This is a genomic window from Mycobacterium colombiense (assembly GCF_001953985.1).
GTDB classification, from domain to species: domain Bacteria; phylum Actinomycetota; class Actinomycetes; order Mycobacteriales; family Mycobacteriaceae; genus Mycobacterium; species Mycobacterium colombiense_B.
The window spans coordinates 174,521-188,664 of the sequence record NZ_MBEI01000051.1; the positions used below are offsets into that span (position 1 = coordinate 174,521).

The 14,144-nt window shown below is 71.3% G+C and carries 11 protein-coding genes and 1 pseudogene; all 12 read right to left on the reverse strand.

Translation table 11 applies throughout. From position 1 onward, the window contains the following. Positions 1-10: 10 nt before the first annotated feature. The 12 genes and pseudogenes from A5732_RS13665 to A5732_RS13720 all read right to left on the reverse strand — a co-directional run bounded on the left by A5732_RS13665 (position 11) and on the right by A5732_RS13720 (position 14,137). Positions 11-1,072, reverse strand: coding sequence for a type III polyketide synthase (locus tag A5732_RS13665; protein WP_076102474.1), 1,062 nt, complete (start codon positions 1,070-1,072; stop codon positions 11-13). Between the two features lie 111 nt (positions 1,073-1,183). Beyond that, the gene (gene argH, locus A5732_RS13670; RefSeq protein WP_076102475.1) at positions 1,184-2,602 is read right to left on the reverse strand and encodes an argininosuccinate lyase; all 1,419 of its coding nucleotides are present in this window, start codon (positions 2,600-2,602) and stop codon (positions 1,184-1,186) included. Beyond that, positions 2,599-3,819: an argininosuccinate synthase gene (locus A5732_RS13675; protein ID WP_076056902.1), complete on the reverse strand. Its 1,221-nt coding sequence runs from the start codon at positions 3,817-3,819 to the stop codon at positions 2,599-2,601. The genes argH and A5732_RS13675 overlap by 4 nt, the downstream gene beginning before the upstream one ends. A 26-nt stretch (positions 3,820-3,845) precedes the next feature. Next, positions 3,846-4,340, reverse strand: a complete 495-nt coding sequence (locus A5732_RS13680; RefSeq protein ID WP_064953357.1) for an arginine repressor — start codon at positions 4,338-4,340, stop codon at positions 3,846-3,848. Continuing rightward, on the reverse strand, positions 4,337-5,263 hold the full coding sequence (gene argF / locus A5732_RS13685; RefSeq protein ID WP_076102476.1) for an ornithine carbamoyltransferase: 927 nt from the start codon (positions 5,261-5,263) through the stop codon (positions 4,337-4,339). The genes A5732_RS13680 and argF overlap by 4 nt, the downstream gene beginning before the upstream one ends. Continuing rightward, entirely contained in the window at positions 5,260-6,453 is a 1,194-nt protein-coding gene (locus A5732_RS13690) for an acetylornithine transaminase (protein WP_076102554.1), read from the reverse strand. Before A5732_RS13690 ends, argF begins: the two co-directional genes overlap by 4 nt. After that, complete coding sequence (gene argB, locus A5732_RS13695) at positions 6,450-7,337, reverse strand: acetylglutamate kinase (protein ID WP_076102477.1); 888 nt, start codon at positions 7,335-7,337, stop codon at positions 6,450-6,452. Before argB ends, A5732_RS13690 begins: the two co-directional genes overlap by 4 nt. Then, positions 7,334-8,548: a bifunctional glutamate N-acetyltransferase/amino-acid acetyltransferase ArgJ gene (gene argJ / locus A5732_RS13700; RefSeq protein WP_076102478.1), complete on the reverse strand. Its 1,215-nt coding sequence runs from the start codon at positions 8,546-8,548 to the stop codon at positions 7,334-7,336. Before argJ ends, argB begins: the two co-directional genes overlap by 4 nt. After that, positions 8,545-9,604: pseudogene (gene argC, locus A5732_RS13705) on the reverse strand (N-acetyl-gamma-glutamyl-phosphate reductase). Before argC ends, argJ begins: the two are co-directional and overlap by 4 nt. Positions 9,605-9,634: 30 nt before the next feature. Then, a complete protein-coding gene (gene pheT / locus A5732_RS13710) occupies positions 9,635-12,130 on the reverse strand; it encodes a phenylalanine--tRNA ligase subunit beta (RefSeq protein WP_076102480.1) in 2,496 nt (831 codons plus the stop codon). Continuing rightward, positions 12,130-13,173 carry a phenylalanine--tRNA ligase subunit alpha gene (gene pheS / locus A5732_RS13715; protein ID WP_076102481.1) on the reverse strand — a complete coding sequence of 348 codons (1,044 nt, stop codon included), beginning with the start codon at positions 13,171-13,173 and terminating at the stop codon, positions 12,130-12,132. Before pheS ends, pheT begins: the two co-directional genes overlap by 1 nt. Positions 13,174-13,318: 145 nt before the next feature. Beyond that, a complete protein-coding gene (locus tag A5732_RS13720; protein WP_076102482.1) occupies positions 13,319-14,137 on the reverse strand; it encodes a rhomboid-like protein in 819 nt (272 codons plus the stop codon). Between the last annotated feature and the right edge of the window lie 7 nt (positions 14,138-14,144).

A 14,144-nucleotide genomic window follows, 5' to 3' on the forward strand; every position in this document is an offset into this window, starting at 1 on the left:
CGGGCCAGGATCAGTGCCAACGCAACAACACCAGTTCGGAACAGAATCCTGGACCCATCGCGAGCATCAGACCGGGGCTTCCGCTCGGCGGCGGCTTGGCCATGGTGTCACGCAGCACGTGCAGCACCGAGGCCGACGAGAGGTTGCCGATCTCGCCCAGCGAACGCCAGGTGAGTTCGAGGGCCTCGGGCGGCAGGCTGAGCGCCGCGTTGATGGCCTCGATGACCTTGGGGCCGCCGGGATGGCTCACGAAGGCGCCGATGTCTGCCGTCGTCAGACCGTGCGCCCCCAGGAAGCTCGTGACGTCCGCTTCGATGTACTGCTCGACGACGGCCGCGACGTCCTTGGACAGCACCAGCTCGAAGCCGGTGGCGCCCACGTCGAAGCCCATGGTGCGCAGCGAATCGGGGTACAGGTGGCTAACCGAGTCGACGATGGTGGGCCCGCCGGCCACCAGTTGTTCTGCGCGCCGCTCGCCGACGGCCACCACCGCCGCGGCCCCGTCGGCGAACAGGGCGCTGCCGACCATGCCGGCCAGCGACGGCTTGTATCCGGGATAGGTCAGCGAGCACAGCTCGACGGAGAGCAGGGCGGCCACGGCGTCCGGTGCGCCGCGCAGGTAGTCGTTCACGCGGGCCATTCCGGCGGCGCCGGCCACGCAGCCCAGGCCGAACATCGGCACCCGTCGCACGTCGTCGCGCAGGCCGAGCTGCGCGGCGATCCGGGCGTCCACGGACGGCACGGTGAGGCCGGTGACGGTGGTGGTGATGAGCACGTCGACGTCCCCTGGCTCCAGTCCCGCCTCTTCGAGCGCGCCGGACAGCGCTTCGCAGCCCAGCTTCACGGCGTGCTCGGTGAAGATCCGGTTCGCCATGCCGAAGTCGGTCAGCGCAGGGTATTGCTCGATCGGAAGCACCAGGTGACGGCTGCCGACTTTGGCGCTGGCATGCAGCTGCCGGACGATGTCCTCGTAGCCCTCGAACTCCGGGATGCTGACGAAGAAGTCGGTGAGCTCGCGCTGGGAGTATCGGTGCGGCGGTAGCGCACCGAAGACGCCGGCGACGACGCTCATTGTTCTCCCACCCCTTGGTGACGAGGACCCGGTCGGAAACGTTCAACCAGATCGCTTTGAGCCCGAAGTCTAGTCTGCCTGCGACGGCCCGTCAGGGAAACCAACCTCATCTCAATCGTCGCCGCGCAGCCGGCTTTTGAGGGCATCGACGCTGGCCAGGACGGTTTCGATCTGCTCGGCGACCCGCGCCGGCGCGGTGCCGCCCCGCGCATCGCGCGACGCCACCGAACCCTCGATCGTCAATACCTCACGCACCTGTGGCGTGAGATCGGGGCTGATGGCGGCCAATTCGTCGTCGGTCAGCTCGTCGAGCCCGACCGCCCGCTGCTCGGCGGCGCGCACCGCGGCGCCGGCGGCCGCGTGCGCGGACCGGAACGGCACCCCCTGGCGCACCAGCCATTCGGCGATGTCGGTGGCCAGGGTGTAGCCGGCCGGGGCCAGGGCGGCCATCCGCTCGACGTCGAAGGTCAGGCTGCCCACCAGCCCGGCCATCGCGGGCAGCACCAGCTCCAGCTGGGCCACCGAATCGAACACCGGTTCCTTGTCTTCCTGCAGGTCACGGTTGTAGGCGAGCGGCTGGGCCTTCAGCGTGGCCAGCAGGCCGGTCAGGTTCCCGATCAGCCGGCCGGACTTGCCGCGCGCCAGCTCGGCGATGTCGGGGTTCTTCTTCTGCGGCATGATCGAGCTGCCGGTCGACCACGAATCGTGCAGGGTGACGTAACCGAATTCCGTCGAGCTCCACAGGATGACGTCCTCGGCCAGCCGGGACAGGTCGACCCCGATCATGGCGAACACGAAGGCGGCCTCCGCCGCGAAATCGCGGGACGCGGTCGCGTCGATGGAGTTGTCGGCCGCGGCGGCGAAACCGAGCTCCGCGGCGATCGCATCGGGGTCCAGGCCCAGCGACGAGCCGGCCAGCGCGCCCGAACCGTACGGGGACACCCCGGCGCGCCGGTCGAAGTCGACGATCCGGTCGACGTCGCGCAGCAGCGGGTGGGCGTGCGCCAGCAGGTGATGAGCCAGCAGCACCGGCTGCGCGGACTGCATGTGGGTCTTGCCCGGCATGATGGCACTCGGGTGGGCGGCGGCCTGGGCGGCCAGCGCGCCGACGACGTCCAGCGCCCCGGCAGCGACCCGGCGCACCGCGTCGCGCAGCCACATCCGGAACAGGGTGGCCACCTGGTCGTTGCGCGACCGACCGGCCCGCAGCCGCCCGCCCAGGTCGGGCCCGACCCGGTCGATCAGCCCGCGTTCCAGCGCCCCGTGCACGTCCTCATCGGTGACCAGTGGCGCGAAGCTGCCGTCGGCGACGTCCTCGGCGAGCTGATCCAAACCGGCCAGCAGCCCGTCGCGCTGCTCCTCGTTCAGCAGCCCGGCCCGGAACAGGATCACGGTGTGGGCACGCGAGGCGACGATGTCGTAGGGGGCCAGCACCCAGTCGAAGTGGGTGGACTTGCTCAGTGCGGAAAGTGCATCCGACGGGCCGTCCGCGAACCGCCCACCCCACAAGGACCCCTCGCGAGTGCTCACGCTTCGGCCGGGCCCTTTTCGAAGGCCTGGCCCCGGCGGGACGCGATCTTCGACGACAGCCCGTGCACGTAGACGAATCCCTTGGCCGCCGACTGGTCGAAGCTGTCGCCCTCGTCGTAGGTGGCCAGGTTGAAGTCGTACAGGGATTCCGCGCTGCGCCGGCCGTTGACCGCAATGTGGCCGCCGTGCAACACCATTCGCACCTCGCCCGTCACGTGCTCCTGGGTCTTGGTGACGAAGCTTTCCAGCGCGTCCTTGAGCGGCGAGTACCACAGCCCGTCGTAAACCAGCTCAGCCCAACGCTGATCGGTGTGCCGCTTGAACCGGCCCAATTCCCGCTCCAGCGTGACGTGTTCGAGCTCGGTGTGCGCGGTGATGAGCACCATGGCGCCGGGCGCCTCGTAGATCTCGCGGCTCTTGATGCCCACCAGCCGGTCCTCGACGACGTCGAGGCGGCCGACGCCCTGGGCGCCCGCGCGGGTGTTGAGTTCCTCGATGGCCTGTAGCACCGACACCCGCTTGCCGTCGATGGTCACCGGCACGCCGCGCTCGAACCCGACGATCACCTCGTCGGGCGTGCTCCAGTTCAGCGTGGGGTCCTCGGTGTATGCGTACACGTCCTTGGTGGGGGCGTTCCAAAGGTGTTCCAGGAAGCCGGTTTCCACCGCGCGGCCCCACACGTTCTGGTCGATGGAGAACGGCGAGCGCTTGGTCACGTTGATCGGGATGGCGTTTTCTTCGGCGAACGCGATCGCCTTCTCCCGCGTCCAGGCGTAATCGCGGACGGGTGCCAGCACCTCGAGATCGGGTGCCAGCGAACCGAATCCGACCTCGAACCGGACCTGGTCGTTGCCCTTGCCGGTGCAGCCGTGCGCGACGATGCTGCCGCCGTGCTCGCGGGCCGCCGCCACCAGGTGCTTGACGATCAATGGCCGGCTGATCGCCGACACCAGCGGGTAGCGATCCATGTAGAGGGCGTTGGACAGGATGGTGGGCAGGCAGTAGCCGTCGGCGAACTCGTCGCGGGCGTCGACGACGACGGCTTCCACCGCGCCGCAGTCCAGGGCCCGCTGGCGAATGACCTCCATGTCTTCGCCGCCCTGGCCGAGGTCGATCGCCACCGCTACGACCTCACGGCCGGTCTCCTTGCCGATCCAGCTGATGGCCACCGAGGTGTCCAGACCGCCGGAATACGCCAGGATGACGCGTTCTGACATGAACCAATCTCCTTAGGTTGAAACGCTTACGTGAGTTTTTCCAGGGTGGTGGCCAGCTCGGCGCCGGTCATCGGCTCTCGAGCGGCCACGAAGACGGTGTCATCTCCGGCGATGGTGCCGACGACGTACGGTAGCGCCGCGCGGTCGATCGCGCTGGCCAGGTAGTCGGCGGCGCCGGGCGGGGTGCGCAGCACCGCGAGGTTGGCGCTGGCGTCGGCCGACACCAGCAGTTCGCTCAGCAGCCGGGACAGCCGCGCGGTGCCGCCGGACACCCCGCGCACCGGGTTGCCGTCCTCGGGAACCATGTAGACGCCGACGCCACCGTCGGCGCCGCGCAGCTTCACCGCGCCGAGTTCTTCCAGGTCCCGCGACAGGGTGGCCTGGGTGACGTCGATGCCCTCGTCGGCCAGCAGCGCGGCCAGTTCGCTCTGGCTGCGCACCTCGGCCGACGACAGGATGGCCACGATGCGGGCCTGCCGGCCGGCCCGGGTGGTTTCGGGTGTGGTCTTGCTGCGAGTCATCGCGACCGCTCCAGCAGCCAGGCCAGCAGCGCTTTCTGGGCGTGCAACCGGTTTTCGGCCTCGTCCCAGACCACGCTGGCCGGGCCGTCCATCACCTCGTCGGTGATCTCGTCGCCGCGGTGAGCCGGAAGGCAGTGCAGCACAATGGCTTCCGGGTCGGCCAGGGACAGCAGCCGGGCGTTGATCTGGTAGGGCTGGAACGGGGTGAGGCGGTCCAGCCCGTCGTCCTCCTGCCCCATCGACGTCCAGGTGTCGGTGACCAGGACGTCGGCGCCGCCGGCGGCCGCGTCGGGGTCGGTGGTGACGGTGACCGAGGCGCCGGTGTCCTCGGCACGGCGCCGGGCCGCGGCCACGAACGCCTCGTCCGGGGCGAAGCCGTCGGGCGCGGCGACGGTGACGTGCAGGCCGGCCGTGACGCCACCGAGCATCAGCGAGTGGGCCATGTTGTTGGCGCCGTCACCGAAATAGGTCATCCGCAAACCGGTCAGCGAGCCCTTGCGTTCGGCGACGGTCTGCAGATCGGCCAGCACCTGGCAGGGGTGGAACTCGTCGGAGAGCGCGTTGACCACCGGCACCGTCGCGGCCGAGGCCATCGCGTCGAGGCGGTCCTGGCCGTACGTCCGCCAGACGATGGCCTCGACGTAGCGCGACAGCACCCGCGCGGTGTCCTCCAGGGTCTCGTCGCGGCCCAGCTGGGTGCTGCGGGCGTCGACGACGACGGCGTGCCCTCCGAGCTGGGCGATGCCCACCTCGAACGAGAACCGGGTGCGGGTGGAGTTCTTGTCGAACAGGACCGCGACGCCGCGCGGACCCTCCAGCGGGCGGGCGCTGAACGGGTCCTTCTTCAATTCGGCGGCCAGCTGCAGCACCTCGGCCTGCTCGGCGGGCGACAGGTCGTCGTCGCGAAGGAAGTGACGGGTCATGCCGCGGCTCCTGCCGCTTCGTCGAGGATGCCCGGCAGCGCGGCGACGAAGCCGTCGACCTGGGCTTCGGTGATGATCAGCGGCGGCGCCAGCCGGACGACGTCGGGTGCGGCCGCGTTCACCAGGAACCCGGCCCGGCGGGCGGCCGCTTCGGCGTCCTTGGCGCGCGGTGCGGTGAGCGCCACGCCGCAGAGCAGCCCGCGGCCGCGCACGTGGTCGATCAGCGGGTGGCCCAGCGCCTCGATGCCGTGGCGCAGCGACTTGCCCAGCACCTCGGCGTGCCGGACCAGGTTCTCCTCGGCCAGCACCCGCAGCACCGCGAGCGCCGCCGCCGCGCAGACGGGGTTGCCGCCGAAGGTGCTGCCGTGCAGGCCGGGTGTCATCAGGTCGGCGGCCGGCCCGATGGCCAGGCAGGCGCCGATGGGCAGGCCGCCGCCGAGGCCCTTGGCCAGCGTCACGACGTCGGGGGTGATGCCGTGGTGCTGGTGGGCGAAAAACGTTCCGGTGCGGCCCATCCCGGTCTGCACCTCGTCGAGTACCAGCAGCGCCCCGTGCCGCGCGGTGATGTCGCGGGCGGCGACGAGGTATCCCTCGGGCGGGACGACCACGCCGCTCTCCCCCATGATCGGCTCCAGGAACACCGCGGCGGTGGCGTCGTCGACCGCGGCGGCGAGGGCTTCGGTGTCGCCGTAGGGCACGTGCGTGACGTCGCCGGGCAGCGGCGCGAACGGCGCCTGCTTGCTCGGCTGCCCGGTCAGCGCCAGCGAGCCCATGGTCCGGCCGTGGAAAGCCTCTTGTGCGGCAACCAGTTTGGTGCGCCCGGTGAGCCGCGACAGCTTGAACGCCACCTCGTTGGCCTCGGTTCCGGAGTTGCAGAAGAACACCCGCGCCGGGCAATCGGTGCCGAGCAGGTTTACCAGTTCTTCGGCCAGGGCGAGGCTCGGTTCGGTGGCATACAGATTCGAGGTGTGGCCCAGCGTCGACATCTGGCGGGTGACGGCCTCGATGATCGCGGGGTGGCGGTGGCCCAGGACGTTGACCGCGATGCCGCCGAGCAGGTCGAGATACGACTTCCCGTCCACGTCGGTGACCACGGCGCCGTCGCCACTGGCCAGGGCCATCGGCGGGGTGCCGTAGTTGTTCATCATGACGGCTTCCCACCGCTGCTTGATGTCATCCGTGCCCGTCACGCGCACACCACCTTGGTGCCGGTGCCCTCGTCGGTGAAAAGCTCCACCAGCACACAGTGCTCGACCCGCCCGTCGATGACGTGCGCGCTCGGCACGCCCGCGGTCACCGCCCGCAGGCAGGCTTCGACTTTGGGAATCATGCCGGCCTCCAGCGTGGGTAGCAGTTGTGACAGTGTGGCGGTGTCGATTTCGCTGACCAGCGAACCGCGGTCGGGCCAGCTGGTGTACAGGCCTTCGACATCGGTGAGCATCAATAGCTTCTCGGCGTTCAGCGCCTCGGCCAGCGCCGCCGCCGCGGTGTCGGCGTTGATGTTGTGCACCACGCCCTCGGCGTCCGGGGCCAGCGTCGACACCACCGGAATGCGCCGTGCGGCAATCAGATCCAGCACCGCGGCGGTGTTGACCCGTTCGACGTCCCCGACCAGGCCGATGTCGGTGGCCACGCCGTCCACGGTGACGCTGCGCCGCACCGCGGTGAACAGCTGGGCGTCCTCGCCGGTGATGCCGACGGCATACGGCCCGTGCGCGTTGATCAGGTTGACCAGTTCGCGGCCGACCTGGCCGAACAACACCATCCGCGCCACGTCGAGCACTTCCGGTGTGGTGACTCGGAATCCGCCCTTGAAGTCACCCGGGATGCCGAGCCGCCGCAGCATCGCGCTGATCTGCGGGCCGCCGCCGTGCACGACGACCGGGTGCACGCCGCAGTTACGCAGGAACGCCATGTCGGCGGCGAACGCGTGGCGCAGCGTGTCGTCGGTCATGGCGTTGCCGCCGTACTTGATGACGACGATCTTGCCGTGCAGCTGCTTGAGCCAGGGCAGGGCTTCGGCGAGCACCTGCGCCTTGACCGCGGTGGGTAAGGCTTCCGTCGAGGCGCTCATGAGCTGTAGGCCGAATTCTCTTCGACGTAACCGTGGGACAGGTCGGTGGTCCGGATGGTCACCCGGCCGTCGCCGAGGCCCAGATCGACCGTGATGTCGATGTCGGCTTCGGAGAGATCCACCTCGCGCGCACCCGGGGCCCCCGCCCCGTCGGCGAAGACCGCAAAGCCGTTGAACGACACCATGATCCGGTCGGGGTCCAGGGCGATCGGCGCCATGCCGACGGCGGCGAGCACCCGGCCCCAGTTGGGGTCCGAGCCGAACACCGCGGTCTTGACCAGGGAGTCGCGGGCGATCGTCCGGGCGGCGATCAGGGCGTCGTCCTCGGAGGCCGCCCCCTGCACGGTGACGTTCACCCGCTTGGTGACGCCCTCGGCGTCGGCCTGCAGCTGGGCGCACAGGTCGTCGCACACTCGCAGCACGGCCTCGTCGAGGTCGGCCTGGCTGGGCGCGATGCCGCTGGCCCCCGAGGCCAGCAGCAGCACCGTGTCGTTGGTCGAGCAGGCGCCGTCGATGTCGAGCCGGTCGAAGGTGCGGGCGCTGGCGCGGCGCAGCGCGGAGTCCAGGGCGGCGGCGTCGACGGCCGCGTCGGTGGTGAGCACGCAGAGCATCGTCGCCAGCGACGGGGCGAGCATGCCGGCGCCCTTGGCCATTCCGCCGACCGTCCAGTTGCCCGGATGGTGCAGCGCAACCTGTTTGGGCACGGTGTCGGTGGTCATGATGGCCTGGGCCGCCTCGTCGCCGCCGGACAGGCCGCCGGCCATGTCCTGCACGATCGTGCGCACCCCGGCGAGCACCTTGTCCATCGGCAGCCGGTCACCGATCAACCCGGTCGAGCACACCGCGACCTCGATGGCGCCGGTCTCGGTGCCCCAGTCCGACAGCGCGGCCGCGACTGCCTCGGCGGTGGCGTGGGTGTCCTGGAACCCGCCGGGTCCGGTGCAAGCGTTGGCGCCGCCGGAGTTGAGGATCACCGCGCGCAGCGCGCCGGTGCTCAGCACCTGCTGGCTCCACAGCACCGGCGCGGCCTTGACCTTGTTGCGGGTGAACACCCCGGCCGCCGCGTAGTCCGGTCCCTCGTTGAAGACCAGGGCCAGGTCGCGACCGCCCGAGGCCTTGATCCCGGCGGCGATGCCCGCGGCCCGGAATCCGGCCGGCGCGGTGACACCCTGCTCGCGCAGCAACCGCGCCTGCGCTGCGGTGGACGTCACGGCGCCACCCCGATCACCGAAAGGCCTTCGGTCTCCGGCCATCCCAGCGCCAGGTTCATCGACTGCACGGCGGCGCCGGCCGTCCCCTTGACCAGGTTGTCGATCGCGGCGATGGCCACGAAGGTGCTCGCCGCCTCGTCGACCGCGACGGCGATGTGCGCCGCGTTGCTGCCGATCACCGCCCCGGTGCGGGGCAGTTGCCCGTCGGGCATCAAATAGATGAAAGGTTCTGCATGGTAGGCCTTTTCGTAGGCCTCCCGCAGCCGGGCCAGCGGCGCGCGCGTGCGCGCGGTGCACGTCGCCAGGATGCCGCGCGACGTCGGGATCAGCACCGGGGTGAACGACACGGTGACGTCGCGGCCGGTGACGGCGCCCAGGCCCTGGGCGATCTCGGGGGTGTGCCGGTGCGCCCCGGCGATGTTGTAGGCCCGGGCCGAGCCGATGACCTCGGCGCCGAGCAGGTCGGTCTTGGCGGCGCGGCCTGCCCCGGAGGTGCCGCTGACGGCGACCACGGTGACGGCCGGTTCGATCAGGTCCTCGGCCACCGCGGGCAGCAGCGCCAGCAGCGCCGCGGTCGGGTAACAGCCCGGAACCGCGATGCGGCGGGCGCCGCGCAGCCGCTCGCGCGCGCCGGGCAGCTCCGGCAGCCCGTACGGCCAGCTGCCGGCGTGCGGCGACCCGTAGAACCGCTCCCACGCTCCGGCGTCGGTGAGCCGGAAGTCGGCGCCGCAGTCGATGATCAACGTGTCGGGGCAGAGCTGTTCGGCCAGCGCGGCCGAATGACCGTGCGGCAGGCCCAGGAACACCACGTCGTGGCCGGCGAGCACGTCGACCTCGGTCGGCTCGACCACGCGCTGGGCCAGCGGCGTCAGGTGCGGGTGGTGCTCACCGAGCGTGCTGCCGGCGCTGGCGGCCGCGGTCACCGCGCCGATCGTCAGGCGCCCGTGCGCGTAGGCGGGGTGCCCGAGCAGCAGGCGCAGGATTTCACCGCCCGCGTAGCCGCTGGCACCGGCAACCGCCACCTTCATTCCGTCGGCCATTCCGCCGATTCTGCATGGTTATGCAGTAGTTTGCAAATCCATTCCACTAGGCGCGGAGCTCGGCGCCGACCGCCTCGGCGGCGCGTCGGACCGCCGCGTCGCGGGCCGCGGTGGCGTCGTCCTCGGTGAGCGTGCGATCGGGCGCGCGGAACCGCAGCGCGAAGGTCAGCGACTTGCGGTCCTCGCCGATCTGCGGGCCGGTGAACACGTCGAACAGTTGCAGGTCTTCGAGCAGCTCCCCCGCGCCCTCGCGGACGGCGTCGGCCACCGCCTGGGCCGGCACGTGCGCGGCCACCACCAGGCTGACGTCCTGAAAGACCGCCGGGAACGGCGACACCCGGGGCGCGGGCAGCGCCGCGGCGATAGGCATCGCGTCCAGATTCAGCTCGAGCGCGCAGGTGCCCTTGGGCAGCCCGGAGCGCTCGATCACCGCGGGATGCAGCTGGCCCGCGTAACCCACCGGGGTGTCCCCGACGAGCACTTCGGCGCACCGACCCGGATGCCACGGCAACTGCTGCGCCGCGCGCAACCGCACGTCGATCCCGCTCGCGCGGGCGATGATGCGGACCGCCTCGAACGCGTCGGCGGCCTCGGCCCGGCGGCCCGGGCCCCAGGGTCCGCGGTGTTCACGCAGGCCGGTCAGCACCGCCGCGACGTGCTGCGGCTGCCGCGGCAACGACGCGTCGAGCACGGCGATCTCGGCCTCGGTGGGCCGGCGGTCGACGGGGATGAGGTCCACCGCGCGGGTGTCCGCCGTCGGCTGGACCACCTGCGCCAGGGCATACAGCGAGACGTCGACCAGGCCGCGAGAGACGTTGCGCACCAACGCTTCCAGCAAGGCGGGCAGCAGCGTGGTGGCCAGGTGCGGGCGGTCGGCCTCCAGCGGGTTGAGCACGTCGGTGGTGGTGCGCCGCGGGTCGTCGGCCGGCAGGCCCCAGAGGTCGAACACGCCCGCGGGCAGAAACGGCGTCGGCAGGATCTCGACGTAGCCGGATTGAGCCAGGGACTTGCCGATGGCGCGGCGGCGCTTCTGCACGGCGGACAGGCCCCGGCCGGCCGGCGCCGGCGGCAGCACCGACGGGATGACCTCCAGCCCCTCGAGGCGCAGCACCTCCTCGACGAGGTCGGCGGGCTGCACGAGGTCGGGCCGCCAGCTGGGTGGAGTCACCGTCAACGTGTCGCCCCGCTCCGCCACGTCGGCGCCGATCTGGGCGAGCCGCTTGGCGGTCGTGCCCGGGTCGTAGTCCACCCCGGCGACGCGGTCCGGCAGGTCCACCGAGATCTCGATGGGCGGGAGCGACCAGTCGTCGCGCGGCGGGTCGCCGCGCCAGTCGGTCAGGCCGTCGGAGACCACTCCGCCGGCGATGTCGGCGAGCAGCGTGGCGCACCGGTCCAGCGCGGCCACCGAGATGGCCGGATCCACGCCCCGCTCGTAGCGGCGGGCGGCTTCGCTGGGCAGGTGCAGCCTGCGCTGGGTGCGCGACACGGCGGCGGGATCCCAGACCGCGGCCTCGAGCAGCACGTCCGTCGAATCGGCGCGCACCTCGGTGCTCGCCGCGCCCATCACGCCGCCGATCGCGGTGGTCGCCGTGTCATCGACGATGAGGACGTCGGCCGGCTCGAGTTTGCGCTCGATGTCGTCGAGGGTCACCACGGTCTCGCCGGGCCGGGCGAACCGCACGACGAAGCTTCCGGTGATCCGCTTGCGGTCGTGGGCGTGCATGGGGTGACCCAGCTCGAGCATCACGTAGTTCGTCACGTCGACCGCCGGGGAGGCCGCGCGGATGCCGGACAGCAGCAGCCGGCGCTGCAGCCACCACGGCGACACGGCCGCGGGGTCGAGGCCGGTGACCGGACGCAGCGCGAAGCGCCGCACGCCGGTGCCGGGCTGCACGGTCAGCGGCCAGGCTTCGCCGTTGACCGGCAGCGCCTTGACCACCTGGCCGCCGGCGGGGTCGACGAAGTCCAGGTTGTAGGCGCAGGCGATCTCGCGGGCCAGGCCGCGCAGCGACATGCCGTAGCCGCGGTCGGGCGTGATCGCCAGGTGGAAGATCACGTCGTCCAGGCCCAGCACGGCGGCGCCGTCGGCGCCGGGGTCGGCGGTGCCGGGCGGCAGCACCAGGATCCCGGATTGGTCTGCGCCCAAACCGAGTTCCGCCGCCGAACAGATCATCCCGTCGGAGTTGCGGCCGTAGGTTTTGCGGGCGGCGATCTTGAAGTCACCGGGCAGGGTGGTGCCGGGCAGCGCCGCGACGATCAGATCACCGACGGCGAAGTTGGTTGCACCGCAGACGATCTCACGGTCTTTGCCTTCGCCGACGTCGACGTGGCAGAACCGGATCGGCTTCTTGAAACCGGTGAGTTCTTCGATGGCGGTGACCCGGCCCACGGTCAGCGGGCCCTCGACCGGCCCGAGGGTGGCGACCTCCTCGACCTCGTGGCCGATGCGCACCAGCGCCTGTTCGAGCTCGGCGGGGGCGGCGTGCCAGTCCGGCGCGCCGACCGCCACGATCTCACGTAGCCAGCTGTACGGAACGCGCATCAGGCACCCACCCCGAACGGCAGCGAGAACCGGACGTCGCCCTCGACCATGTCGCGCATGTCCGGAATCCCATTGCGGAACTGCAACGTTCGCTCCAACCCCATGCCGAAGGCGAAGCCGGAGTAGACAGCCGGGTCAATTCCCGCGGCCCGCAACACGTTTGGATGCACCATCCCGCAGCCGCCCCATTCCACCCAGCCGGCGCCGCCCTTCTTGCCGACGAACCAGACGTCGACCTCCGCGGACGGCTCGGTGAACGGGAAGAAGTGCGGCCGGATCCGGGTGCGGGCCTCGGGGCCGAACTCGGCGCGCGCGAACGCGTCCAGCGTCCCGCGCAGGTGCGCCATCGTCAGGCCGCGGTCCACCGCCAGGCCCTCGACCTGATGGAACACCGGCGTGTGGGTGGCGTCGAGTTCGTCGGTGCGAAACGTCCGGCCGATCGAGACGATGTAGACGGGCAGCTCGCGGGCGAGCAGGGTACGCACCTGCACCGGCGAGGTGTGGGTGCGCAGCAGCTGCCGGGAACCGTCGGGCGCGATGTAGAAGGTGTCCTGCTCGCTGCGGGCGGGGTGGTCGGCCGGGAAGTTGAGCGCGTCGAAGTTGAACTGCTCGGACTCGACCTCGGGGCCCTCGGCCAGTTCCCAACCCATGGCGATGAAGGTGTCGGCGATGTGTTCGGCCAGGATCGTGATCGGGTGCCGGGCGCCGGTCGGCTGCCGGGTCGACGGCAGCGTGACGTCGATGCCTTCGGCGACCAGCACCGCGGCGTCGCGTTCTGCGCGCAGGACCGCGAGCCGGTCGTCGTAGCCCTGCTGGGCGTCGGTCCGGGCGGCGTTGACCCGCTTGCCGGCGTCGGCCCGCTCGTCCTTGGCGACGCCGGCCAGCGCCTGGCGCGCCAGGGCCAGCGGTGAGCGGTCGCCGAGGTGCTCGGTCTTGGCGCGCGCGAGTTCGTCGAGATCGCCGGCGCGCGTGAAGGCCTCCCGGGCGGCGCTGACCGCTCGGGCCAGGGCTTCCGGCGACAGGTCGACGGGTTGATCACCCACGCGGCGACACTCTCCTTGGCTGTTGGTGGCTGCAAATTGCCCAGCGGCAAGTGCTGATCATAGTGATTCGGCGCGTCGCGCCGGGCGGGCGCGTGGCAGTTGAGCGGCCCGTCGCCGCGCGAGCACAGCGCGGATCGCGAAGTGCTTAGCCTGCGACGGCCGGCTGCGGGCTGGCCAGCGTCTCGTCGCCGTCGAGTGGCAGGGCCGGGAGGCGTCGACCGGCGGCCAACTTCGTCACCTGGTAGGCGACGAAGGCGCCGACGAGGCCGAACACCGGCGTCGCCGCCAGGGTCCCCCAGTGGTGCGCCAGCATCAGGAAGCCGAAGCCCGAGGACGCCGCGAGCATCAGGTACCGCGCCGGCGTCCAGTGGATCGGCTGCCGGAACCGGGCGGAGACCAGCACGCCCAGGATCACGGCGACGGTGTGGCCGGCGTCGGTGAAGTCGCCGCCGATGATCGCCGAGGCGATGCCCGCCGCCACCCACCAGCCGACCCAGGCGGCCCGCCAGCGCGACGGGATCACCGCCGTCATCGCGCCGAGCACCGCCAGCGCGCCGTAGCTCATGCCGACGTCGCTGGCCCGGGTGATGGACACCGGCAGCCAGCCGAACTCGACCGACGCGGCCAGGGCGGCGGCCACCAGCAGCGTCGCGCCGATGTGGCCGACCACGAAGGCCACCACCAGCCGGATGGTGCGCAGATGCAGCTCGGCCAGCGCCAGCAGGCAGGTCAGGAAGGGCAGCCAGAAGTAGAGCGGACCGGCGTCGACCACCAGCGCGCTGCCCAGCAGCGTGCCCACGTGGCCGTGGGCCAGGTTGTGCACGTTGGTGCTGGCGCGCTGAACGATGACGTCATGCGCCTGCGGGCCGAGGGCCAGGATGGCGCAACTGATGGCAAGCAACAGCGCCGCATATCCCACAGTGAATTGGACCCGGGCGAGCCGGGACACGATGCCCCCTAACATTGGCATC